Source organism: Celeribacter sp. (assembly GCF_048270365.1).
In the GTDB taxonomy this organism is placed as follows: domain Bacteria; phylum Pseudomonadota; class Alphaproteobacteria; order Rhodobacterales; family Rhodobacteraceae; genus Celeribacter.
Genome location: NZ_JBLWTA010000007.1, coordinates 136,194 through 160,500, shown reverse-complemented (window position 1 = coordinate 160,500; position 24,307 = coordinate 136,194). Strand labels below are relative to the sequence as shown.

Genomic DNA, 24,307 nt, shown 5'->3' with positions numbered 1-24,307 from the left:
CTTTGCCGATATATAGCCCCTTTTGCGCATGAATAAAGAGCGTTATGCCCAAACCGGTAAAGGAGCGCCGACCGGATGACCGAAAAACTCGCCACAATCGCCTTTGATGCCGACGATACGCTTTGGGAAAACGAACAGTTTTTCCGCATGACACAGGAGCGTTTTGCCGCCCTTCTGGCCGATTTTACCGAGCCCGATCATCTTTCTGAGCGGCTTCTGGCCGCCGAACGTCGCAACCTCGGAGCCTATGGATTCGGGATCAAGGGATTTGTCCTCTCGATGATTGAAACTGCGATTGAGGTGACCGAGGAACGGGTGCCTGCCTCTGTGATTCAGGAGTTGATCTCTGCGGGGCAAGAGATGCTGCGCCATCCGATTCACCTGTTGGACGGCGTGGAAGAGACCGTTGGCACGCTGGCCGAGAACTATGAGATTCTTTTGGTCACCAAAGGCGATCTCTTGGACCAAGAACGCAAACTGGCCCAATCCGGGCTGGGCGATCTCTTTGATGGGATCGAGGTGGTCTCGGCCAAAACCCCCACCGTCTACAGCACCATCTTTGCCCGCCACAATGTCGCCCCCGAACGCGCCATGATGGTCGGAAATTCGATGAAATCCGACGTCATTCCGCCGATTGAGGCCGGGGCCTGGGGTGTTTTCGTGCCGCATAATTTCACTTGGGAAATCGAACATGCTGAGGCGCCGATGGGACATCCCCGTTTTCACGAATTGCCGCGCCTGACCGAATTGCCCGCGCTCATTGAGGCGATTCAAAAAACTTGAGCCGAAACAACGCCTGATTTGGTAGTACAATAGCCCCGGCACACCACATTTGGCGTTGCAAGTCAGCACCCCTTGAAAACCCTTGAAAATTCATTGTTTTCTCGCACGAAAGCTTGTGCTACCGTGACCTCAATAAGCTGGGCGAAATGATCCGGCATGACGAGGCAGAGTTATCATGAAGAGCAACGTGCAAGCGCGGGGTATCCTGCGTGCCGTTTCAAGGCGTATTTTTCCTCTCCTACTGATCGCATTCGCGGTGACGGTCTCTGTGACCTCGCGCGCCATGGCGGCCGAATATGCGGCCCTCGTGATGGATGCGCGCAACGGGAAGGTGCTTCATGCCACCAACGCCGACACGCGATTGCATCCAGCCTCTCTCACCAAGATGATGACGCTCTACATCGCGTTTGAGGCGATTGAACACGGCGAGATCGGGCTGGACGACTTGGTCACCGTGTCCCGCAATGCCGCCTCTGAGCCGCCGTCGAAACTTGGCCTCAAGCAAGGTCAGCAGATCAAGCTGCGCTATCTCATCCGTGCCGCCGCCGTGAAATCCGCCAACGATGCCGCCACCGCCATCGGCGAGGCCATTGAAGGGTCTGAGGCCGCCTTTGCCCGCCGCATGAACCGCACCGCCAAGGAACTTGGCATGTCGCGCACGACGTTCAAGAACGCGCATGGTCTGACGGAGGCCGGTCACCTGTCGACCGCCCGCGACATGACCGTTCTGGGGCGTCACCTGTTCTACGATTACCCGGAATATTACAACATCTTCTCGCGCCAGACCGCCGATGCCGGCGTGCGCACCGTCTCCCATACCAATTCGCGATTCTTAAGCTCCTATACCGGCGCGGACGGGATCAAGACGGGCTATACCTCGGCTGCCGGGTTCAACCTCGTGGCGTCTGCGCATCGCGGCGACGAGCGCATCATCACCACCGTGTTCGGCGGGCGCTCCACCGTGTCGCGCAACGCCAAAGTGGCGGAGCTGATGGATCTGGGCTTTAAACGTGCGCCCAGCCGCGTGGCCGTCTCGAAACCCGCAAGACCGCCCTATCTCGGCAAGGTCGGCGGTGCCGTCATGGTCGCTGGCACCCAAGACGATCCGCGCGTGGCCTCCAAGGTCATCCGCGTGAACATCAAGATGACGTCGAGCCCGCTGCCAAAGCCGCGCCCGCTGCAAGGCTTGGCACCGGAGGAGGAGCAAATGCTCCTCGCCGCCTCTGACGATGTGTTCAATGCGCTTGCCAAGGCCGAAGAAGAGGCCGCTCTTCTGGCTGCCGCGACCAGCGCCGCGGATGAGGCCACCACGCTACTGGCAGAAACGGCGCGGGCGCAGCAGGCGCCGACGCCGACCCTTGTCGCGGCCAGTGCTACGGCTGCCCCCAGCATCTCCCCCCTGCCCCGCCCGGAGCGGATTCAGCTTGCGTCAGTTGAGCCGACAGCCGCGGCCCTCATGCCGACAGAAACCGCAATGGCCTCGGCTGTGGCGCCAGAGGTCGCGCCGGAAATTGTCACGCGAATCTCGACCTCCGGCAACCGCTATTGGGGGATCAACATCGGCACCTATAATTCCGAATATGCCGCGCGTAAGGAGCTGTTGAAGACCGCTCTGACGGAGATCGAAATGCTCGATGGTGCGCTGCGCAAAGTGGTGCGGACCAACCGTGGCTTTGACGCGAATTTCCTCGGCATGACGGAGGATATGGCCGCAATGACCTGTCGCCGTCTGGAAGCCCGTGGCACGGAATGTTCGACGGTTGGCCCGTCCTGATCGTCCGAAACCAATGCACAGAATACAAAAAAGGCGACCCTTGCAGGTCGCCTTTTTTATTCCGGCACATGAAGAGGAAAGGCGTCAGACGCCCGCGCCCTCTTCGACCTTGAGATCGAGCGCAGCACTGACCAAAGCCTTGGTGTAAGCCTCTTTCGGCGCCTCGAAAATTTCTTCCGCCGTGCCCATCTCGACCACATCGCCACGCTTCATCACCAAAACCTGATGCGACAACGCGCGCACCACGCGCAGGTCGTGAGAGATAAACAGGTAAGCCAGTTTGTGTTTGACCTGAAGTCGACGCAACAGCTCGACGATCTGCACCTGCACCGTCATATCGAGCGCGGAGGTCGGCTCATCCAGCACCACCAGACGCGGGCGCAGAATCATCGCGCGAGCGATGGCGATGCGCTGACGCTGCCCCCCGGAGAATTCATGCGGATAGCGATGCCGGGTCTCGGGATCGAGGCCGACCTCGCGCATGATGTCGATCACCGCCTGCTCATTGGAGGCATAGCCCTCGACATGATGCACGCCGAGGCCCTCGGCGATGATCTGCTCCACCGTCATCCGGGGTGACAGCGAGCCGTAGGGGTCTTGGAACACGATCTGCATATCGGCGCGCAGCGGGCGGAGTTTGCGGTTGGACCAGCCCTGGACGTCATGGCCCATCACAACAACCGGCCCCTGCGAGGAAATCAGCCGCATCATGGCGAGCGCCAGCGTCGTTTTCCCCGACCCGGATTCGCCCACGATGCCCACGGTTTCGCCCGCACGGACAGACAGCGTTGCGGCATTCACCGCCTTCACATAGCCCACCGTCTTGCGCAGGAACCCGCGCTGGATCGGGAACCAGATGCGCAGGTCTTTGGTCTCCGCCACCACCTCCGCGCCCTCTGGCACGGGATCGGGATGGCCCGCGGCCTCGGCGGCCAAAAGCATCTGCGTGTAGGGGTGTTGCGGATTGTCGAAAATCTCTGTCGTGACGCCGGTCTCAACGATCTCACCATTTTTCATGACACAGACCCGATCGGCAAACTTGCGCACGATGTTCAGGTCGTGGGTGATGAACAGCATCGACATGCCGAGGCTCTGTTTCAGCTCAGCCAAAAGTTCGAGGATCTGCGCCTGAATGGTCACATCGAGCGCGGTGGTCGGCTCATCCGCAATCAGCAATTCGGGCCGGTTCGCGAGCGCCATAGCGATCATGATCCGCTGACGCTGACCGCCGGAAAGCTGATGCGGGTAATCTTTGAGGCGGCTTTCCGGTTCGTGGATACCAACCTGATTCAAAAGCTCAATCACACGGTCCCGCGCCGCCGTGCCTGTCATCCCGTGGTGAATGAGCAGCACTTCGGAGAGCTGTTTTTCCAACGTGTGCAGCGGGTTCAGAGAGGTCATCGGCTCCTGGAAAATGAAACTGATGTCATTGCCTCTGAGTTTGCGCAGCTCTTTCTCAGCCGCGCCGACAAGCTCCTGCCCCTGATAGGTGATCGAGCCTTGCGTGACCGCCGTGTCGGGCAAGAGGTTCACACAAGACAGCGCCGTCACCGATTTGCCAGAGCCGGATTCGCCCACGAGAGCGACGGTTTCGCCCTTCTCAACCGAGAAGGACACGCCTTTCACGGCCTCGACTGTCTGGCCGTCCTGACGAAAGCCGACCCGCAGGTCTTTGTACTCTAAAAGGCTCATCGAAAGGTCTTCCTCGGGTCAAACGCATCTCGCACGCCTTCGAAAATGAAGACCAAAAGCGAGAGCATGATGGCATAGGTGAAAAAGGCGGTGAAAGCGAGCCAAGGCGCCTGAAGGTTCTGTTTCGCCTGAAGCGTCAGCTCGCCCAGAGAGGGCGCCGAGGACGGCAGGCCAAAGCCCAGAAAGTCGAGAGAGGCCAGCATGCCGATGTTGCCGGTCACGATGAAGGGCAGCATGGTCAAGGTCGCCACCATCGCATTGGGCAACATATGGCGGAACATGATCGTCCAGTTGCCAACCCCCAGCGCACGCGCCGCACGGATATATTCGAAATTCCGCGCCCGCAGGAATTCGGCCCGCACCACGCCGACAAGCGCGGTCCAACCAAAAAGGATGGTGACAAAGACCAAGAGCCAGAAACTTCGTCCCAATATGGCGAAGAGGATGATGATCACATAAAGCGCGGGCATCGCGCCCCATATTTCCAACACGCGTTGGAAAATGAGATCGGTGCGCCCGCCGAAAAAGCCCTGAATCGCGCCGGCGACGACACCGATGAGCGAGGAGGCGAGCGAGACCACAAGCGTGAAAAAAATCGACAGGCGGAAGCCATAGATCACCCGTGCGACCACATCGCGTTTGGTGTCATCCGTGCCCAGCCAGTTTTGCCGCGTCGGCGGCGAGGGTGCGGCCCCCGGTCCCTCGACCTGCGTGTTGTAGGAATAGCGAATGGGCGGCCAGATCATCCAGCCTTTCTCGATCTCTTCGCCATTGACCACACCGTCTTGGGCGTCTTCGAGATAGGCGTCGGGATCGTCGAAACAGTCGACCATGCCGCCGGTCTCGATCAGGCATTGCACCTCGGGATAGCGATAGACGGCTTCGGTCCTGAAATCGCCGCCGAACTCGGTTTCCGGGTAGAATTTGAAGATCGGCATGTAATAGCCGCCGCGATATTGCACGAGGATCGGCTTGTCGTTCGCGAGGAACTCGGCAAAGAGCGACAGGCCGAAGAGGATCGAGAAAATGATCAGCGACCAATAGGCGCGGCGGTTCGATTTGAAATTCCGCCAGCGACGGCGATTGAGTTCGGACATCTTCATGTGTCCCTCCGCTCAAAGTCGATCCGCGGGTCGACGAAGACATACATCAGATCCGACAGGATGCCGATCAACAGACCAATGAGGCCAAAGAAGAACAGCGTGCCAAAGATCACCGGATAGTCGCGCGCCAGAGCCGCCTCATAGCCAAGACGCCCCAAGCCATCGAGGGAGAAGAGCGTCTCGATGATCACCGAACCGCCGAAGAACACGCCCAGAAACAGCCCCGGAAAGCCCGCGATCACGATCATCATCGCGTTGCGGAAGACGTGACCATAAAGAACACGGCTCTCGGGCAGACCTTTGGCCTTGGCGGTCACCACATATTGTTTGCGAATCTCATCGAGGAAGGAGTTCTTGGTCAAAAGCGTGAGCGTGGCGAAGGACGAGATCACGGAGGCCAGCACCGGCAAGGTGATGTGCCAGAAATAATCGCCGATCTTGCCCAGCCACGACATCTGATCCCAATCGGGAGAGGTCAGGCCACGAAGTGGGAAAATCTGCCAATACGACCCGCCCGCAAACAGAACCAAAAGCAGGATCGCAAAGAGAAAGCTCGGGATCGCATAGGCGGCGATGATGATGCCTGAGGTCCATGTGTCAAACTTCGATCCGTCCCGCACCGCCTTGCGAATGCCAAGAGGGATCGAGACCAGATAGGAAATAAGGGTCGCCCAAAGCCCCAAGGAAATCGACACCGGAAGCTTGTCCCAGACAAGGTCAAGCACGCCCTCGGATTTGAAATAGCTCTCCCCGAAGTCGAAGCGCATGTAGTTCCACATCATCGTGAGGAAGCGTTCCAAAGGCGGTTTGTCGAGGCCAAATTGCCGTTCGAGATCGGCAATGAACTCGGGCGGAAGGCCCCGCGCGCCGGCGTACTCGCTTTGATAGGCGGTGTTTTCGGTCGTATTCGCGCTGCCCGCATCGGCTTGGGTGCCGGTGATCGTCTCGAACACATCGCCCTCACCTTGCAAATTGGCAAGCACCTGTTCGACCGGACCGCCCGGCACGAATTGCGTCAGCGCAAAGTTCACCACCATGATCCCGATCAGCGTCGGAATGATCAACAGCACACGCCGTAGAATATAGGCTCCCATGAACCGTCCTGCTCTTTATTGTTTTCTCAGCGTCTTTACTTCAACGCGCCTGCCGCACGCAATTCCGCTTCGCGGTCGGCATTCACCCACCAGAAATCCAGATAGCCCAGATCGAGCGGCGGCATCGTGTCCTCATCGGGGTGCTCATACATGTCGTAATAAGCGACCCAATAGCTGTCGTTCATATGCGCAGGCACGATGAAATAGTCGTAGCGCATGATCCGGTCAGCGGCTTTGACCATCGCCGCCATGTCGTCATAGGTCTCGGCGTTCAGGATTTCCTTGCCGATCGTTTCAATCGCCGGGTTGCAATAGCCCGCCGGGTTGAAAATATCGTCCACTTCCTCACAGCCGTACTTTTGCAAGAACCCGGCGCCTTCTTCGAAGCCATTGGAATAGCCGTCGAAGATCATGTCGTAGTCAAAGCTTTGCTTGCGCGCCTGATATTGGTTCGGGTCGATCCGGTTGTAGCGTGCATCCACGCCCAGCGCGGTCAGGTTTTCGACATAGGGTTTGATGATGCGGTCCCAGGACGGGCTGTAATGCAGGATTTCAAGCGACAGGACCTCGCCCGAAGCGTTGCGCATCTTGCCATCGTCGCCGGGGGTGTAACCCGCCTCGGCCAGCAAAGCCGTGGCCTGACGCATATTGCGACGATCCAAAGAGCGGTCGCCGGAGCTGTGCGGCAAAAACGCCTCTTCGGTAAAAATCGCCTCGGGCAGATCGTCTTTGACACCTTCGAGCACCGCAAGTTCTTTACCCTCCGGCAGGCCGGTCGCCATCAGCTCCGGCGTTTGCCAAAAGCTTTCGCGCTGGGAAAACAGCCCGTATTGCAGCGTCTCGTTGGTCCAGGTGAAGTTATACATCAGCCCTAGCGCCAAACGCACATTGCGGTCCTGCAACTTCTCGCGCCGCAAGTTGAACAGGAACCCGGTGGCGCCGGGAATGCTGCCGTTATGCAGGGTTTCCTTTTTCACCCAGCCATTCTCAAGCGCCGGAAAATCGTAATTCGTCGCCCAGACCAGCGAGGAGAATTCCTGGCGGAAGGTGATGTCACCGGCTTTGAAGGCCTCAAACGCCGCGATGGTATCGCCGAAATAAGTCACGCGAATGGTGTCGAGGTTGTTGCGCCCGACGTTGAACGGATGCTCCGCCCCCCAATATTCGGGATTGCGGGTGTATTCGACCCATTGGCCGGGGTCATAGGCGGTCAACATATATGGCCCGGTGCCCGGCGAGGTCTCATAGCGTTTCTCATCGAGGCGGTGGCCGGTTTCCTCGAACCACGCCTTTTTCATCACCAGCGTCGCGCCCGCCTGACCGATCAACCCGCTGCGCGGAATGTCCGGTTGAAAGGTGAACTTGACGGTGTGTTCATCGAGCGCTTCGACCTTTTCGATCATCGCGGACACACCCGCGCGCCAGGACGGCGTGCCCTCGGCAATGAATTTATTATGGGTGTAGACCACATCCTCGGCGGTCATCGGCGTGCCGTCGGAAAAGGTCACATCGTCACGCAGGTGGAAAATCACCCAATCCTTGCTCTCCGGATATTCGATGGTCTCGCACAGCACACAATAGCTGGCCGATTTATATTCATCCGCCGTCCCGCTCATCAGGCGCTCATACATCGAAGACGACAGGAGCGCGGGCGTGCCGGACAGTGTGGAAAAGGGGTTCAGACTGTCAAATGTGCCCACGTTGCCAAGGATGATCTCGCCCCCTTTCGGGGCCTCCGGGTTGACGTAATCGAGATGATCGAAGGGCTCGTCATATTTCGCCTCGTCCCAGTCTGAGTACCAGGTCGAGGTGATGATCTTGTTCGCCCCATCGCCGTCCGCAACGTTCTGAGCCTCCTGGGCCAAGGCCGCCCCGGACATAAAGCCGAGCGTTGCCATGAGAGGAAAGACGCGGGCGAAGGGGCGTTGGATCATATTCAGGTCTCCGGGAGGCGTTGAGGACGTCAGGGGTCTTGCAACAGACGGTAATGTGCCGGACCACCGGGATGCAAGTTACATGCGCTCGAATTTACGTGATCGGAGGCGCCGATCCCAAGCTCTGCACAAAACAAAACCCCCGCTGGTGCGGCCAGCGGGGGTCTCATAATCTGCACGCGATGCGCGGATCGCGCCGTTTAGCCAGAGATCGACTGAAGATAGGCCACGATATTGGCGCGATCTTCGACCTTTTTCAGACCGGCAAAGGACATCTTGTTGCCCGGCACGGCGTCTTTCGGGCTTTCCAGATAGGCGTTCAGAGCCTCAGCATCCCAAACGCCGCCATGGGTCGCCATCGCGTCCGAGTAGGAAAAGTCGCCAACAGAGGCCAGCGCACGCCCGAACACGCCATCGAGGTGCGGCCCCGTGCCGTTCGAACCGTCAATCTTGTGACAGGCTTTGCATTTGCCAAAGACTTTCTCGCCCTTGGCCGCATCGGCAGAGGCCAAAAGTTCGTCAAAGCTCACTTCGACCGCTTCTTCTTCCGCAGCATCGTCATCGCCGGTGGCAATAACATAGGCCTGAACCTGTTCACCGTCATGTCCGGTGGCGTCCATGGCATAGATGGAAGTGGCGGCCCAGTTGCCGAGAAGGAAGATCAAGAATGTGCCGCATACGCCGCCCACGATCTTGGTAAGGGTCATAGTGTTGAACATATTGCGTTCCGTTCCTATAGGTTCGTCGCGCGATATCTACCCGCTTCCCATGATTCATTTCAAGGTATAAGACCGAAACCCGGACAAGTTAGCGCAGATCAAACGCAGGAAAAGGGATAAAAATGGCCGCTCGCATCGCATTTCAGGGGGAACCCGGCTCTTATTCGCATCAAGCCTGCGCCGATGCCCGTCCCGATTACGACCCCTTGCCCTGCCCGACCTTTGAGGACGCGATGGAGGCCGTGCGCTCCGGTGCCGCCGATCTCGGCATGATCGCGGTCGAAAATTCGACCTATGGCCGGGTGCAAGACGTCTATCATCTTTTGCCCGACTCCGGTCTGCATATCATCGACGAGACCTTCGTGCGGGTGCATGTGAACCTTTTGGGCCTGCCCGGTACGAAAATTTCCGACATCAAAACCGCCCGCGCCATGTCCGTCCTTTTGGGACAGGCCCGTGGCTTTATCCGCGAACATGGCATCACCACCGTCAACTGGTCCGACAATGCCGCCGCCGCGCGGTCGGTCAAGGAAGAAGGCAATCCCGCGATCGGTGCTTTTGCCTCCGAGCTTGCCGGCGAGATTTTCGGCCTCGACGTACTGGCCCGTCATATCGAAGACCACAAACTCAACACCACGCGCTTCCTGATCATGGCCCGCGAGCCGAATTATGAGCGCCGCGCCGAGAAGATGGTCACCGCCTTCATGTTCCGCGTCCGCAACATCCCTGCCGCGCTCTATAAGGCGATGGGTGGATTCGCGACCAATGGCGTCAACATGACCAAACTCGAAAGCTACATGGTCGACGGCGTCTTCACCGCGACGCAATTCTACGCCGACATCGAAGGCCACCCGGAGGACGATAATGTCCGCCTCGCGCTGGATGAACTGCGGTATTTCACCGAAATGGTCGAAATTCTCGGCGTCTACCCGGCCGACCCGCGCCGGACCTGAGATGCCTGCAAACAGGGTTAAAGCGGCTTTCGTTTAATCTGAATCAGATTGAGCGAAAAACGTTGCCACGCTGAATTAATATTGCTGCGTTTCTCAAAAATTGAGTGCCTTAAGGTTTTTGAGAAACGCTTTAGCGCTTCGGCGCGCCCTGATATTGCTCAGACAGGTGTTCGCAGTATTTCTTGACCCGCTTCTCAAAGCGTTTCTGCAGGGTCGCTTTCGCAAATTTCACCGATTGCACGAGGATGCGTGCGGACAACGTCTTGGGCCGCACCTCATAGCCGATGGTCACCCGTGTGCGCTGCGGCGACAGGGGCACAAGCTCGGACTTGATCTCCATGTTCAACCCGCCGGAGACCGCCGTCGCGGCCAGCGTGTTCGGCGCGTCGCATTCGACGATCTCGGCATCGAGGTCGCGAATCTTGCCCCGAAACGGCACTTTGAGCATCCAGCCCGCCCCGACATCGCGCGGCTGGTGCGTCGACTTGCGCGCCACCTCGATCCCACGACGCATGGCCTGACGTTCGAGCCCTTCGAAATCCGTGAAATGTTCGAAAACGAACTCTGCCGGGGCTTCAATGTCCTGACGCGTCGAGAATTTCATGCCTGCTCACCTGTTACCTTCCGCAGATAGGTTATTCCGTTATTCCCAATCATCCGCAAGCCACTTGGCCATCAGAACCTGCGCGATGGCGCCTTTTCTTGCGGGGGAAATCTCCGGGTGCTGTCCGGCCATCGCCAGAGCCAGCTCTTCGCGCCGCACCCAGCGGGCGTCTTCGATCTCGACCGGGTCGATGATGATCTCCGTGCTCTCCGCCTCCGCCCGACAGCCCAGCATCAGGGACGCCGGGAAGGGCCAGGGCTGGCTGGTGACGTAAGAAACCTTGCCGACACGCACGCCCGCCTCCTCAAAAACCTCGCGTCGCACGGCCGCCTCGATGGGTTCCCCCGGTTCGACGAAGCCCGCAAGCAGGGAATACATCCGCTCCGGCCAATTTTCGTTGCGACCCAACAAAACGGCATTGCCACGGGTCACCAGCATGATCACGACCGGATCGGTGCGCGGAAAATGCGAGGCCCCGCAGGCAGGGCATTCCCTCTGCCAGCCGGCCTGAGACATTTCCGTTTTGGCGCCACAGGCCGCGCAAAATCCGTGGCTGCGATGCCATTCGAACAGCCCCCGCGCCGTGCCTGCCATCTCCGCCTCAAGTGGTGTGAGCGTGGTCATCACCGCCCGCAGATCGCGGAATGTCAGTCCGTCCAATTCCGCAAACACCAGGCTTGCGCTCGACCACGGCGAGGGGTGCGCGGCATCGTCATCTGCGACCAGTGGCTCGAACGCACTGACATCGCGGGCAAAAACCGGCTGACCGCCGGGCAGAAGGCCTAGGAAAAGCTCCTGCGCCTCAGCCGCATCGACGCGCGCGGCACTGAGCAGCGCCAAGGCGCCCTCCGCATCCGTCGGCACATGCCCGCGCCAGATCGGCATCACAAGCGCATCCACCTGTCCCCGCATCACCTCGGCCTTGGCCCTCAGATGCGCAGCTCTGTTCAATTCTCCGCCAGCAAGCGGCACCAAATCCTGTTTCATGTGATTGGCTTACGCCCGGTTGCCTGTCAGAACCAAGACACCCCGACATTGCGGCAATCGCGACGCAGATTCTCTGTTGCCAATTTACGACAAATAACAATAATACAATCCAAGGTTGTGCACTTTGCCCAAATGGCAACCCAAAATGGATTGCCTGACTGTTTTCTAATGGTAAATTCGTAAACGTCACATCTTTGTCTTGTGGCGGAAAGATGGTCGCATCACCCTCAGACTCAGGCCCCGTTTCAAGACATGGAGTAGCCAGATGAACCATCTGAAAAAACACATAAATCGCCGGGGTTTTCTGTCCGGCACAATCGCAGGAACTGCTTTGATTGCTCTTCATCCCTTTTCGGCCCGCGCCAGCGCCAACCAGGCCCATTTGCGGATTATGGAAACCACGGACCTGCATGTTCATGTGTTTCCCTATGACTATTACGCCGACAAGCCTGTAGACACGGTGGGCCTCGCCCGCACCGCCGCGCATATCAATGACATCCGTCATGAGGCGACCAATGCGATGCTTTTGGACAATGGCGATTTTTTGCAGGGCAATCCGATGGGCGACTTCATCGCCTATGAGCGTGGGATGAAAGAGGGTGACATGCACCCGGTCATCACCGCGATGAACACGCTGGGCTTTGACGCGTCGACCTTGGGCAACCACGAATTCAACTACGGCATTGATTTTCTGATGAAGGCGCTGGCGGGCGCGAATTACCCGGTGATTTCCGCCAACGTCGTCAAGGAAATGGGCGCCACGCCCCGCGAAGACGTCACGCTTTTGCCGCCCTATGTGATCCTCGATCGCGAGATCACCGACGGTGCGGGCGAAACACATAAGATCAAGATCGGTCTCATTGGTTTCGTGCCGCCGCAGATCATGATGTGGGATCGCAAGAACCTCGAAGGCAATGTGAACGCCCGCGATATCGTCGAGACCGCCCGCGCCTATGTGCCTGAGATGAAAGAAAAAGGCGCCGATCTTATCATCGCGCTGAACCACTCTGGCATTGGCTCTGCTGAGCATACCGAGGGCATGGAAAACGCCTCCGTGCCACTCGCGGAAATCGACGGCGTGGATGCACTTTTGACCGGCCACTCGCACCTCGTTTTCCCCTCTCCGACCTATGATGGCTACGCCGCCGTCGACAGCCAAAAGGGTCTGATCCACGGCAAACCCGCCGTGATGGGCGGCTATTGGGGCTCGCATCTGGGCGTCATGGATTTGCTTTTGGAATATGAAGGCGGAGCCTGGCGCGTGGTGACCAGCGCAGTCGAGACCCGTCCGATCTCGCGCCGCGAAGAAGATCGCTCGATCACGCCGCTGGTGGAAAGTGTTGAGCCGGTTCTGGCCTCCGTGCAGGACATTCACGACCAAACGCTGGCCTATGTGCGCCGCGCCGTTGGCAAAACCAATGCGCCGCTGCACTCCTATTTCGCCCTCGTCGCCGATGATCCCTCGGTGCAGATCGTCTCCAACGCCCAGCTTTGGTACATCGGCGAGATGATGAAAGGCACAGACCACGAAGGCCTGCCGATCCTCTCCGCCGCCGCGCCCTTTAAGGCCGGGGGCCGTGGCGGCCCGGAATATTACACCGATGTGGCGCCGGGGGATGTGGCGATCAAAAACGTCGCCGATCTCTACCTCTACCCGAATACAATCCGTGCCGTACGCATCAATGGGGCTCAGCTCAAGGGCTGGCTAGAACGCTCCGCAGGCATGTTCAATCAGGTCGAAAAAGGCGCGAAGGACGCGGTTCTCCTGAACCCCGATTTCGCCTCCTACAATTTCGACGTGATCGAAGGGGTGGACTATCAGATCGACATTTCACAGCCTTCGCGGTTCGATGCCAACGGCGAGCCGCTGAACTCGGACGCCTCGCGGATCGTCAATCTGACAGTCGATGGCGCGCCCGTGACCGATGACATGGAGTTTATCGTCGCCACCAACAACTACCGCGCGGGCGGTGGTGGCACCTTCCCCGGCGCCGATGGCTCCACGGTGATTTTCGAAGGCCCCGACACCAACCGCGACATTATCGTGCGCTATATCGTCGAGCAAGGCACCGTCAATCCGACCGCTGACAACAACTGGTCGCTGGCGCCTCTGGGCGACACCACCGTGTTGTTCCAAACCGGACCTGCGGCGCGCACGCATCTCTCTGACCTCAAAGGCCTGACCATTGAAGACGCGGGCGAAGGCACAGACGGATTCGCCCAATTCCGCATCACGCTCTGAGCCGATCTGGTCCAATTGCGCGCATTTCGACAAAGCGGCCGCATCTTGTGGCCGCTTTTTGTTTACCAAATGGGCAAATAAAATTTTTCCGCCATTTTTTTACGCAGGCATTAAGGTTGTATACATGATTGTGAACCTCAATCTCGCAGGCGCCCGAATGGCACGCCATTCTGAGCCGGAATGACACAGGGAATTTTTCAGGGGAAAAACATGCTCTACAAATCCATCACCACCATGGCTGCCTTTGCGCTGACCGCGACGGCCGCCACCGCCGAGACCGCGATGCCCTTCGCGCTCGACTGGAAATTCGAGGGCCCCGCGGCCCCCTATTTCACCGCGCTGGAAAAAGGCTATTTTTCCGACGCCGATCTGAGCGTTGAAATCTCCGCAGGTCAGGGCTCGCTCGACGCCATTCCGAAAGTCGCCACCGGCGCGTTTCCGGTCGGCATGGCGGACATCAACAGCCTCGTGAAATTCCTCGACCAAAACCCCGGCGCGCCGGTCATCGGCATGATGATGATCTATGACGCGCCCGCATTCGCCGTGGTCGGTCGCAAATCTTTGGGCATCGAAGCCCCGAAAGACCTCGAAGGCAAAATCCTCGGCGCGCCGCCGCCGGATGGCGCATGGGCGCAATTCCCGATCTTTGCCGCCGAGAACGATCTCGACATGGAGGCGATCACCGTCGAGCCCGTCGGCTTCCCGACCCGCGAACCAATGCTGGCCGAGGGCAAAGTCGATGCTGTCACTGGCTTTAACTTCTCGTCCTTCCTGAACCTCGTGCGCTTAGGCGTGCCGGAGGATGACATTTCGACCATCATGATGTCGGATTACGGCGTGAACCTTTACGGCAACGTGTTGATCGTGAACACCGATTTCGCCGCCGAGAACCCGGACGCGGTCAAAGATTTTGTCTCCGCCGTCACCATGGGCTGGAAAGACGCCATGGCCGATCCGAAGGCCTCGGTCGAATATATGATCAAGTACAACCCGGCCTCGGACCTCGACCTTGAGACCCGCCGTCTCGAACTGGCGCTTGAGGGCAATGTCTACACCGATTACGTCGCCGAACATGGCATGGGCGGGATCGACGCGGAGCGCTTTGCAGGTTCGCTTGAGCAGCTCAAAATGGTCTACGAGTTCAACGCAGAACCCGACGCGAGCCTCTACTTCACCGAAGATTACCTGCCCGCCGCTGACGCGCGCATGCTGAAGTAATCGACCGCGAAGACTTTGGCGGGCGCGGGACCTCAAAGAGGCTCGCGCCCGTTTTCATGTGGGCAAAAAAGAGCGGACAAAATGGCAAATCTCATAGATATCAAAGGCGTGACCCACGCCTACAAGACCGACAACGGCCCTCTGCCCGTTCTCGACGACCTCAACATCTCCGTCCCCGAAGGCGATTTCTGCGCCGTGGTCGGGCCATCCGGCTGTGGCAAGTCCACACTGACGAAGCTCATCGCCGGGCTGATGAAGCCGGATCAGGGCGAGGTTTGGCTGCATGGTGAAAAGGTCACCTCTCCGCGCTCGACCGTTGGCATGGCGTTTCAGAACCCGGTGATGCTGGAGTGGCGGACGATCCTTCAGAACGTGCTGCTGCCGCTGGAGATTGTGCCGAACAAGATGAGCAAACGCGAGAAAGAGGAACGTGGGCGCGAACTTTTGGCGCTTGTGGGCCTTGAGGGTTTTGAGGACAAACGCCCGTCTGAGCTGTCCGGCGGCATGCGTCAGCGGGCCTCTCTGTGTCGCGCCATCGTGCACAAACCCGACGTGTTGATCATGGACGAACCCTTCGGCGCGCTTGATGCCTTTACCCGCGAAGACCTTTGGCAAACGATGCATGCGCTTCGTGCCGAAGAGCCCTTCACCGGCGTGCTGATCACCCACGATCTGCGCGAAAGCGTCTACCTCGCCGATGAGGTCATCGTGCTGTCGGGTCGCCCCGCCACGACGCAGCATGTGGAGAACGTCAAACTCGACGGGCGCACCGATCTTGAGGTGATCTACACCCCCGAGGCGACCGATATTTTGCACCGCCTGCGCCACCAGATCGAGATCGCGCAAGGCCGCGCGACGGATGGGGAGGCGGCATAATGAAAACCTTTCGGAAAATCGCCACACCGACCATTGCCATCCTCATGTTCCTCGCCTTCTGGGAGTTCATCGTCTGGGTGAACCAATGGCCGAACTACAAAATGGCCTCTCCCTCCGACCTGATCCCGGCCTATACAAAGTATTGGAATCTCTTCCTGATTTACGGCTGGCAAACGCTCTGGCGCACCGTCATCGGGCTTTTGGTCGCCGTCGTGTTTGGCACGTTGATCGGCATGGTCATGGGCTTTTCGCGCACCATGCGCGACGCGCTTTATCCGCTTTTGGTCGGCTTCAACGCCATTCCGAAAGCCACCGTTGTGCCGGTGATCGCGCTCATTCTGATCGGCCAACACGATTTGAACACCGTGCTGATCGCCTTCATGATTTCCTTCTTCCCGATCTCGGTTGCGGTCTCCATCGGGCTTTCGACTTTGGAGCCGGAATATCGCGATATTCTTCGCTCTCTCGGGGCATCGAAATGGACAATTTTCTGGAAGATCGCCCTGCCGAAAACCCTGCCGGAATTCTTCGGCGCGTTGAAGGTCGCGGTGACGCTCGCCTTCATCGGCACCAACCTGATGGAGATCGTCGAGCCGCACGGCAAGGGCCTCGGGCACCTGTTCGACAGCGGCAAGATCAACGCCGATTACCCGCTGATGTTCGCGGTGCTGATCGCTTTGGCATTCTTGGGGATCGTGCTCTACTACATCGTGGTGGCGCTTGAGAAAATCTTTGCCGGTTGGGCGGAACGCCCACAGGGATGATGTGCGGAACGCCCACAGGGGTGATGTACGGAACGCCCACAGGGATAAGATCAAAAGGGGCGCCGATCTGGCGCCCCTTCTCATTCTGCGTGAAACGTTCAGAGCTGACGCGTCGCGAAGTACCAATCCACGACCTTCTGCCCCTCCGGCGCATTGGCAATTTTTTCCTGCGCGGCGGCGGCAGTCGGCGGGGTCGGCACGATCACCGCATCGCCCGGTTTCCAGTTCTCCGGCATCGCGCATTTGTTTTCATCGGCCGCTTGCAGCGCCACCACAAGGCGGTGAATCTCATCCACGGAACGGCCCGCGTTCATCGGATAGTAAACCATGGCGCGCAGGATACCGTTCGGGTCGATGATGAACGTCGCCCGCACGGCGGCGGTGTCGGAAGCCCCCGGCTGGATCATGCCGTAGGCATTCGCGACCTTCATCGAGAGGTCGGCGATGATCGGGAATTTGATCTCGACGCCCCAGTTTTCCTTGATGTTCAGCATCCAGGCGATGTGCGAATAGTGGCTGTCGATGGACAGGCCCAAGAGCTCTACCCCCATGGCGTTGAACTCATCTTGCTTACCCGCGAAACCGATGAATTCCGTGGTGCAGACGGGCGTGAAATCGGCCGGGTGCGAAAAGAGGATCAGCCATTTGCCCTTGTAATCGCCGAGGGTTTTGACGCCATCGGTGGTCAGCGCCTCAAACGCCGGGGCAGGTTTGTTCAGTTGCGGGCCAGTTGCGGTTTCGATGTGATCGGTCATATCTTTGTCCTTTGTTTTATATGTGTTTTTCGCTCCAAGGCGTCGCCGCCCTTTCGATGACACAGAGATAGCTCTTGCGAATTCATTGTTGAAACGAATAAAAAAGATCAAAGTAATTGAGAAATTCGATCAATGATCCTGCCTACTCTGCGCCAGCTTCGCTTCCTCACCGCTCTTGCCGACGAGTTGCATTTCGGACGCGCCGCCGAGCGTTGCTTTGTCACGCAATCGACCCTCTCGACGGGCCTCAAAGAGCTCGAAGGCACCCTCGGCGCGCCCATCGCCGAACGCACCAAGCGCAGCGTTTTGATGACCCCTCTGGGCGAAGAGATCGCGGCGCGCGCCCGCGTGATGCTGGCCGAGGCGCAGGACATGGTCGAGCTGGCACAAAGCCAATCCGGCACGTTGCGCGGCACCTTGAAACTTGGCACCATTCCGACGGTCGGGCCTTTTCTCTTTCCCCGCCTCTTGCCGCGCTTGCGTCAGGACTATCCCGACCTGCGGCTCTATATGCGCGAGGAATTGACCGAACACCTGATCGCGGGCCTGCGCGCCGGGCGGCTGGATGTGATCCTGATCGCGCTGCCGTTTGAGACCGGCGATCTGGAGATGGAAAGCCTGTTCGAGGACGATTACCAACTCGCCACAGCGCCCGGCCATCGACTGATGTCCGACCGCCCGATCGGTGGGCCGGATTTGGACGACGAGACGCTTTTGCTTTTGGAGCGCGGGCATTGTCTGCAACGTCATGCGCTTTCGGCCTTCCCGGAGAGCCACGCGAAACAAGACGAAACCTTTGCCGCCACCTCGCTGCCGACCCTCGTCGCCATGGTTGAGGAAGGCCTCGGCATCACGCTTTTGCCACAGCTGGCGATTGACGCGGGCGTGACGCGCAACACCGACATCCACCTGACGCCGCTTTTCGGCACCAAACCGCGCGAGGTGGTTCTGGCCTGGCGCAAAAGCTCGGCCCGGAGCGCGGACTTTCACCTTCTGGCAGGGCTTTTGCGCAAAGAACGCACCCGCCTCGGCAGTTGAACCGCCCTCTTGCTTTCCCGTACTGTCATCATTATGTAACGCCATGAGAGGTTGGCGCGGGCGAGCGCCTCGCCAACCCGGTCAGGTCCGGAAGGAAGCAGCCGTAACGAGCCCCGCTTGGGTCGTTGTCCAGCCTCTCACCTAAACCTTAACTGCATGCCGAGGAGGAAATTGATGATTGTCGCTACCGCCCCTCGGGCAGCCGCTTAAGGCCTATTCCCATCATCGGACTGCCCGAAACCGTTCCCTTCCGCCGCCCGTTCGGCGCGGAAGCCCTTTCGCGTTTTGCAAGGCAGACCAATGACATCTAATCTCAATATCCTCGGCTGGTCCCAATTTTTCAACGGCCAGCTCAATCTCACCGAAGCCGAATCTCTCACGCCCGTGCGCCTCTCTGAGGTACGCCGCCGGTCCGTCGTGGCGCTCACGCCCGAGTTGGAGCGCCGCGAAATCGCGCTCACTGGCGATCATGTTGCGACCGATATGGCCGTGGGCGATTTTGCCCTCACCGATGGCGAACGGCTGATCCGGGTGTTGGACCGAAAAACGGTGATATCCCGCAAAGCCGCCGGTCTCGCGGCGCAGGCACAGTTGATCGCGGCCAATATCGACACGCTCTTTATCACCACGTCGTGCAACCTCGATTTCAACGAGGCGCGGCTGGAACGCTACCTCGCCATCGCGATTGAGGCAGAGGCCATGCCGGTGATCGTCATCACCAAGGCCGACAAGCCCGAGGACATACCCGCAGACATCTACGAGGACCGCGCCAAGGCCCTCTATGAGGGCGCCGAGGTCCTCTTGATCAACGCCAAATCGTCCGAGGACATCGCGCGCCTTGAAAGCTATTGCGGCACGGGCCAGACGATTGCTTTGGTCGGCTCGTCCGGTGTGGGCAAATCCACCATCGCGCGCGGCCTCACTGGCGAAGACATCGAGGTCGGCGACATCCGCGAAGACGATGCCAAGGGGCGGCACACCACCACCGCGCGCTCGATGCACCGGATGCACGCCGGGGGCTGGCTGATCGACACGCCGGGGATGCGGGAGCTGGCGCTGCATGACGCCTCCGAGGGCATCGCGACCCTGTTTGAGGACATCACTGACCTCGCCACAGAGTGCAAATTCTCCGATTGCCAACATCGGACCGAACCGGGCTGTGCCGTGCGCCGCGCGGTGGAGGCCGGAGATCTCGATCCGGACCGTGTCGAGCGCTGGCGCAAGCTGGTGGACGAGGACACGCGAAACTCCGAGACCATCGCAGACGCGCGCGAACGGGGGCGGAAATTCTCCAAGATGGTGAAAACCACCATGAAGGCGAAAAAGGCCCGACGTGGCGAGTGAGCCGCTCTGAAATGAGGTTGCGGGGAGAGGTCCCCGCCCTTACCTTAGAGCGGAACACAGAAAAGGGCCCTCGCATGACCGACACCACCACCGGCTACAAGGTACTGGCGCGCAAATACCGCCCGGAAACCTTTGTCGATCTGATCGGTCAGGACGCCATGGTGCGGACCCTGAAAAACGCCTTTGCCGCCGACCGGATTGCGCAGGCGTTCATCATGACCGGCATTCGCGGCACCGGCAAAACCTCCACCGCGCGGATCATCGCCAAGGGCATGAACTGTATTGGCACGGACGGCACCAGTGGGCCCACCACGGAACCCTGTGGCACCTGCGAACATTGTGTCGCGATTTCCGAGGGACGCCATGTCGATGTGATGGAAATGGACGCTGCCTCGCGCACCGGTGTTGGCGACATTCGCGAGATCATCGATTCGGTGCACTACCGAGCGGCATCGGCGCGCTATAAAATCTACATCATCGACGAGGTGCACATGCTCTCCACGAGTGCGTTCAACGCGCTCCTGAAGACCCTCGAAGAGCCGCCCGCCCACGTCAAATTCATCTTCGCCACCACGGAGATTCGCAAAGTTCCCGTGACGGTGCTGTCGCGGTGCCAGCGGTTCGATTTGCGCCGGATCGAGCCGGAGGTGATGATGAACCACCTCTCCGGGATTGCCGAGAAAGAAGGCTCAGAAGTCGCGCAGGACGCGCTGGCGCTGATCACCCGCGCCGCCGAAGGCTCGGTGCGGGATGCGCTGTCTCTCTTGGATCAAGCCATCTCTCACGGCGCAGGCGAGACCACCGTCGATCAGGTCCGCGCCATGCTGGGCCTTGCAGATCGCGGTCGTGTGCTCGATCTCTTCGACATGATCATGGCGGGCGATGCCGCAGGCGCGCTTGAGGAATTGGGCGGGCAATATGCCGACGGCGCCGACCCTCTGGCCGTGCTGCGCGATCTGGCCGAAATCACGCATTGGGTGTCGGTGATCAAGATCACGCCCTCCGCCGCCGAAGACCCCACCATTGGCCCCGACGAGCGCGCGCGTGGGCTTGAAATGGCCGAAAAACTGCCGATGCGAGTGATGTCGCGCATGTGGCAGATGCTTTTGAAAGCCATCGAAGAGGTCTCCGCCGCACCCAACGCGATGATGGCGTCTGAAATGGCGATCATCCGGCTCACCCATGTCGCCGACCTGCCGATGCCCGAAGATTTGGTGCGCAAGCTCAATGAACAAAACCCGCCGCCGCGTCCTCCTTCGGGTCCGGCGGGAGGTGGCGCGCCTGCGGGTGGCGGTTCGACACATGCGCAAGGCAGTGCGCAAGGGGGGGCGCCACGCGGCCCGGTCCACGGAGCGACCATGTCGTCCGGCGCCGCGACCGCAACGGCTCTGGCTCCAGAGGCCTCTCTCGCCCGCTTCACCAGTTTCGAAAGCGTCGTCGCCCTGCTCGAAGAACACCGTGCCGGCACGCTTTTGATCGAGGCCAAAGAGAATATGCGCATCGCACGCTACGCGCCGGGGCGGATCGAATTTCAACCCTGGGGCAAAGCCGCGCAGGACCTTGCGCCGCGCCTTGCAGATCGCCTTCACCGCCTGACCGGCGTGCGCTGGATGATCACCATCGCGGAGGCCCCCGAAGACGTCCGCACGATCTACGAGATCGAACACGCCGAAGAGATGGCGCTGCGTGCCGAAGCGATGAAACAGCCCATCGTCGCGAAAGTGTTCGAGCTGTTCCCCGATGCGAAAATCTCCGATATTCGCACCCCGGAAAAAATTGCCTCTGAGGCCGCCACTGAGGCGCTTCAGGAAGTCGAAGATGAATGGGACCCGTTCGAAGAGTGAACGCGGCCCACATGATTTAGGAGAAACGTGATGTTAAAAGGCCTCGGCGGCCTCGGCGATATGGCCGGGATGATGAAAAAAGCCCAGCAAATGCAAAAGGATATGGCCGAGCTTCAGGAAAAGCTCGACACTATGACCGTGGTGGGCGAAAGCGGCGCGGGTCTCGTGAAAGCCACGGCGACCGCCAAGGGCAAACTCACGGCGCTGGACATTGATCCGTCGATTTTCCATCCCGACGAGAAAGAAGTGGTCGAGGATCTGATCCTCGCCGCAATCAAGGATGCCCAGGCGAAAGCCGCCGAGAAATCCGAAACCGAAATGAAATCCCTGACCGAGGGCCTTGGCCTTCCGGCTGATTTCAAGATGCCGTTCTAAAACGTGAGCGGACGGCAGGACATCGAGGATCTGATTGATCTGATGGCGCGCTTGCCGGGGCTTGGGCCTCGGTCGGCGCGGCGTGCCGTTTTGCACCTGATCCAGAAGCGCGGACGGTTGATGCAGCCCTTGGCGCAGTCGATGCAACAGGTCGCGGACAACGCGCGCGAATGCCTGCGCTGTGGCAATATTGGCACCGGCGATCTCTGTGACATCTGCGCCGACGAGCGCCGCGCCAATGGCGAATTGTGTATTGTTGAGGATGTCTCCGATCTTTGGGCGATGGAACGCGCGGGCGTGTTCAAAGGCCGCTACCATGTGCTGGGCGGAACGCTCTCGGCGCTCGATGCCATCGGGCCGGAGGAGCTGCGCATTCCTCTGCTTGTGCAACGCGTGGCCGATGAACAAGTGCGCGAAGTGATCCTTGCCCTGGGCGCCACCGTCGATGGCCAGACCACCGCGCATTACATTTCCGACGAATTGTCAGGCCGCTGCGAGGTCAGTTCTCTGGCCCAAGGTGTGCCGGTCGGGGGCGAGCTTGATTACCTCGACGACGGCACGATCACCGCCGCGCTCACGGCCCGCAAACGCCTCTAAAACCTCATCCAATAACAAAAAAACCCGAAGCCGAAGCTCCGGGTTTTGTTTTTACAGAGGAGGCGCCTCTTAGGCGTCGTCGTCCTCGTCATCCGAATCCGGAAGGTTGAAGAAGCTGTCGGCATCCGGAACGCTCTCGTCACGCTCGTCTTCGTCGTCTTGCGACAGGGAGAAGGTCTCCAGCCCGGAAATCGCGGTCGGGATTTTCGGCTCATCTGCATCGGCAGACAGGGAATCTTCGGTCGACAACAGCTTGCGACGCTCGTCATCCGTCATACCAGCCGCGAGGTTTTTCGACGCTTTTTGAACCGCAGCGTCCAACTCAGTCTGTTTACACAGGCCCAAAGCCACCGGATCGATCGGCTGCATGTTGGCGATGTTCCAGTGAGTGCGCTCGCGGATCGACTGGATCGTCGGCTTGGTGGTGCCCACGAGTTTCGCGATCTGACCATCGGACAATTCCGGGTGGAATTTCACCAGCCAAAGGATCGAATTCGGACGGTCCTGACGTTTCGACAGCGGCGTGTAGCGCGGACCACGACGTTTTTCTTCGCCCTGAGCGGCCGCGTTGAACTTGAGTTTCAAACGGTGCATCGGGTTTTCTTCCGCCGTTTTGATCTCTTCGGCAGTCAATTGATTGTTCGACACCGGATCGAACCCACGCACGCCGCCGGCGACGTCCCCGTCGGCGATGCCCTGAACTTCCAGCTCATGCAGACCACAGAAATCGGCGATCTGTTTGAAGCTCAACGTGGTATTGTCGACCAACCAAACAGCGGTGGCCTTTGCCATAATCGGTTTTGCCATGGGTCACACTCCTTAAAAATGCGGCTCTCCCCGGATACACCTTTCCCGTCGCCTCAAAGGGCTTTCCCCGGCTGGGGACGGTTCTCGTTGTCGGGGAACTTGGGCGCTGTATAGTGCGGATCGAGAAAAGAGGAAAGAGAAAATGCGTCACCGCATCGTGAGTGCCCTTGTGGGGCTTGGACTTTTGACTGCCACGCCCGGTTTCGCCGATGGCGAACCTGCGGGAGATTTCGACTATTACGTGCTGGCGCTGTCCTGGTCTCCGACATGGTGCGCGCTTGAGGGCGAGGCGCGCAACTCTCCGCAATGCGATCAGAACTTCGGCTGGGTGCTCCATGGCCTCTGGCCGCAATACGAGCGCGGCTGGCCGTCTTATTGCAACACCACCGCCCATGACCCGTCGAAACGCGAAACCGCCGCCATGGCCGACATCATGGGCACATCAGGGGCGGCTTGGTATCAATGGAAGAAACACGGCCGCTGCTCCGGCCTGTCGTCGCAAGATTTCCTCGCACTGTCCCGCGAAGCCTACACCCGCATCACCCGTCCCGAGGTGTTTCGCAAACTTAAGGACGACGTGAAACTCCCCGCTTCCGTGATTGAGGACGCCTTTCTCAAAGACAACCCCGCGTTTGAGCCCAACGAAATCACCGTGACCTGCAAAGCCTCGCGCATCCAAGAAGTCCGCATCTGCCTGACCCGCGATCTGGAGCCGCGCAAATGCGGCACGGATGTCATCCGAGACTGCACGCTGGACGATGCGCTTTTTGAGGCCATCGACTGAGTATTTCTGGCACAAAGGAG

General features: G+C 59.4%; 22 protein-coding genes and 1 other RNA gene. 14 read left to right on the top strand and 9 right to left on the bottom strand.

Going from position 1 to position 24,307, the window contains the following annotated elements; genetic code table 11:
- Nucleotides 1–75: 75 nt before the first annotated feature.
- Together ACN0X0_RS11555 and ACN0X0_RS11550 are read left to right on the top strand one after the other, a co-directional pair.
- Entirely contained in the window at nt 76–783 is a 708-nt protein-coding gene (locus tag ACN0X0_RS11555) for an HAD family hydrolase (protein ID WP_417279270.1), read from the top strand.
- Nucleotides 784–958: 175 nt separating this feature from the next.
- Nucleotides 959–2,557, top strand: a complete 1,599-nt coding sequence (locus tag ACN0X0_RS11550; RefSeq protein ID WP_417279269.1) for a D-alanyl-D-alanine carboxypeptidase family protein — start codon at nt 959–961, stop codon at nt 2,555–2,557.
- 84 nt (nt 2,558–2,641) lie between these two features.
- Here ACN0X0_RS11550 and ACN0X0_RS11545 read toward each other — a convergent pair whose 3' ends face one another.
- The 5 genes from ACN0X0_RS11545 to ACN0X0_RS11525 all read right to left on the bottom strand — a co-directional run bounded on the left by ACN0X0_RS11545 (nt 2,642) and on the right by ACN0X0_RS11525 (nt 9,099).
- The gene (locus tag ACN0X0_RS11545) at nt 2,642–4,249 is read right to left on the bottom strand and encodes an ABC transporter ATP-binding protein (protein ID WP_417279268.1); all 1,608 of its coding nucleotides are present in this window, start codon (nt 4,247–4,249) and stop codon (nt 2,642–2,644) included.
- The gene (locus tag ACN0X0_RS11540) at nt 4,246–5,352 is read right to left on the bottom strand and encodes an ABC transporter permease (protein ID WP_417279267.1); all 1,107 of its coding nucleotides are present in this window, start codon (nt 5,350–5,352) and stop codon (nt 4,246–4,248) included. The genes ACN0X0_RS11545 and ACN0X0_RS11540 overlap by 4 nt, the downstream gene beginning before the upstream one ends.
- A complete protein-coding gene (locus tag ACN0X0_RS11535) occupies nt 5,349–6,446 on the bottom strand; it encodes a microcin C ABC transporter permease YejB (protein WP_417279266.1) in 1,098 nt (365 codons plus the stop codon). The genes ACN0X0_RS11540 and ACN0X0_RS11535 overlap by 4 nt, the downstream gene beginning before the upstream one ends.
- Before the next feature lie 35 nt (nt 6,447–6,481).
- Nucleotides 6,482–8,380, bottom strand: coding sequence for an extracellular solute-binding protein (locus tag ACN0X0_RS11530; protein ID WP_417279265.1), 1,899 nt, complete (start codon nt 8,378–8,380; stop codon nt 6,482–6,484).
- Nucleotides 8,381–8,580: 200 nt separating this feature from the next.
- Nucleotides 8,581–9,099, bottom strand: coding sequence for a c-type cytochrome (locus ACN0X0_RS11525; RefSeq protein ID WP_417279264.1), 519 nt, complete (start codon nt 9,097–9,099; stop codon nt 8,581–8,583).
- A 122-nt stretch (nt 9,100–9,221) separates the two neighbouring features.
- On the opposite strand from ACN0X0_RS11525, the gene ACN0X0_RS11520 reads away from it, so the two are divergent.
- A complete protein-coding gene (locus tag ACN0X0_RS11520; protein WP_417279263.1) occupies nt 9,222–10,052 on the top strand; it encodes a prephenate dehydratase in 831 nt (276 codons plus the stop codon).
- A gap of 130 nt (nt 10,053–10,182) precedes the next feature.
- Here the strand turns inward: ACN0X0_RS11520 and ACN0X0_RS11515 are convergent, their stop codons facing one another.
- Both ACN0X0_RS11515 and nudC read right to left on the bottom strand, forming a co-directional pair.
- The gene (locus ACN0X0_RS11515) at nt 10,183–10,656 is read right to left on the bottom strand and encodes an SRPBCC family protein (protein WP_417279262.1); all 474 of its coding nucleotides are present in this window, start codon (nt 10,654–10,656) and stop codon (nt 10,183–10,185) included.
- A 39-nt stretch (nt 10,657–10,695) separates the two neighbouring features.
- On the bottom strand, nt 10,696–11,643 hold the full coding sequence (gene nudC, locus ACN0X0_RS11510) for an NAD(+) diphosphatase (RefSeq protein WP_417279261.1): 948 nt from the start codon (nt 11,641–11,643) through the stop codon (nt 10,696–10,698).
- A 265-nt stretch (nt 11,644–11,908) separates the two neighbouring features.
- Here nudC and ACN0X0_RS11505 point away from each other — a divergent pair, with 265 nt between their 5' ends.
- The 4 genes from ACN0X0_RS11505 (at nt 11,909) to ACN0X0_RS11490 (ending at nt 16,743) form a co-directional block, all read left to right on the top strand.
- Nucleotides 11,909–13,885, top strand: a complete 1,977-nt coding sequence (locus tag ACN0X0_RS11505; RefSeq protein WP_417279260.1) for a bifunctional 2',3'-cyclic-nucleotide 2'-phosphodiesterase/3'-nucleotidase — start codon at nt 11,909–11,911, stop codon at nt 13,883–13,885.
- Nucleotides 13,886–14,095: 210 nt separating this feature from the next.
- A complete protein-coding gene (locus tag ACN0X0_RS11500) occupies nt 14,096–15,103 on the top strand; it encodes an ABC transporter substrate-binding protein (RefSeq protein WP_417279259.1) in 1,008 nt (335 codons plus the stop codon).
- Between the two features lie 81 nt (nt 15,104–15,184).
- Complete coding sequence (locus ACN0X0_RS11495) at nt 15,185–15,979, top strand: ABC transporter ATP-binding protein (RefSeq protein WP_417279258.1); 795 nt, start codon at nt 15,185–15,187, stop codon at nt 15,977–15,979.
- Complete coding sequence (locus tag ACN0X0_RS11490; protein ID WP_417279257.1) at nt 15,979–16,743, top strand: ABC transporter permease; 765 nt, start codon at nt 15,979–15,981, stop codon at nt 16,741–16,743. The genes ACN0X0_RS11495 and ACN0X0_RS11490 overlap by 1 nt, the downstream gene beginning before the upstream one ends.
- 98 nt (nt 16,744–16,841) lie before the next feature.
- Here the strand turns inward: ACN0X0_RS11490 and ACN0X0_RS11485 are convergent, their stop codons facing one another.
- Nucleotides 16,842–17,498, bottom strand: coding sequence for a peroxiredoxin (locus tag ACN0X0_RS11485; protein ID WP_417279256.1), 657 nt, complete (start codon nt 17,496–17,498; stop codon nt 16,842–16,844).
- A 132-nt stretch (nt 17,499–17,630) separates the two neighbouring features.
- Here ACN0X0_RS11485 and ACN0X0_RS11480 point away from each other — a divergent pair, with 132 nt between their 5' ends.
- The 6 genes from ACN0X0_RS11480 to recR all read left to right on the top strand — a co-directional run bounded on the left by ACN0X0_RS11480 (nt 17,631) and on the right by recR (nt 22,696).
- A complete protein-coding gene (locus tag ACN0X0_RS11480; protein WP_417279255.1) occupies nt 17,631–18,536 on the top strand; it encodes a LysR substrate-binding domain-containing protein in 906 nt (301 codons plus the stop codon).
- Between the two features lie 44 nt (nt 18,537–18,580).
- An RNA gene (gene ffs / locus ACN0X0_RS11475) (signal recognition particle sRNA small type) lies at nt 18,581–18,679 on the top strand.
- Between the two features lie 157 nt (nt 18,680–18,836).
- Complete coding sequence (gene rsgA, locus ACN0X0_RS11470) at nt 18,837–19,880, top strand: ribosome small subunit-dependent GTPase A (protein WP_417279254.1); 1,044 nt, start codon at nt 18,837–18,839, stop codon at nt 19,878–19,880.
- Between the two features lie 11 nt (nt 19,881–19,891).
- The gene (locus tag ACN0X0_RS11465) at nt 19,892–21,724 is read left to right on the top strand and encodes a DNA polymerase III subunit gamma/tau (RefSeq protein WP_417279330.1); all 1,833 of its coding nucleotides are present in this window, start codon (nt 19,892–19,894) and stop codon (nt 21,722–21,724) included.
- Nucleotides 21,725–21,754: 30 nt separating this feature from the next.
- Nucleotides 21,755–22,099 (top strand): YbaB/EbfC family nucleoid-associated protein, encoded by a 345-nt coding sequence (locus ACN0X0_RS11460; protein ID WP_167602651.1) that lies wholly within the window; start codon nt 21,755–21,757, stop codon nt 22,097–22,099.
- 3 nt (nt 22,100–22,102) lie between these two features.
- Nucleotides 22,103–22,696 carry a recombination mediator RecR gene (gene recR, locus ACN0X0_RS11455; RefSeq protein ID WP_417261222.1) on the top strand — a complete coding sequence of 198 codons (594 nt, stop codon included), beginning with the start codon at nt 22,103–22,105 and terminating at the stop codon, nt 22,694–22,696.
- A 69-nt stretch (nt 22,697–22,765) separates the two neighbouring features.
- Here recR and ACN0X0_RS11450 read toward each other — a convergent pair whose 3' ends face one another.
- Complete coding sequence (locus ACN0X0_RS11450; RefSeq protein WP_417279253.1) at nt 22,766–23,503, bottom strand: DUF1013 domain-containing protein; 738 nt, start codon at nt 23,501–23,503, stop codon at nt 22,766–22,768.
- 142 nt (nt 23,504–23,645) lie between these two features.
- Here ACN0X0_RS11450 and ACN0X0_RS11445 point away from each other — a divergent pair, with 142 nt between their 5' ends.
- Nucleotides 23,646–24,287 carry a ribonuclease T2 family protein gene (locus tag ACN0X0_RS11445; RefSeq protein WP_417279252.1) on the top strand — a complete coding sequence of 214 codons (642 nt, stop codon included), beginning with the start codon at nt 23,646–23,648 and terminating at the stop codon, nt 24,285–24,287.
- Nucleotides 24,288–24,307: the final 20 nt, after the last annotated feature.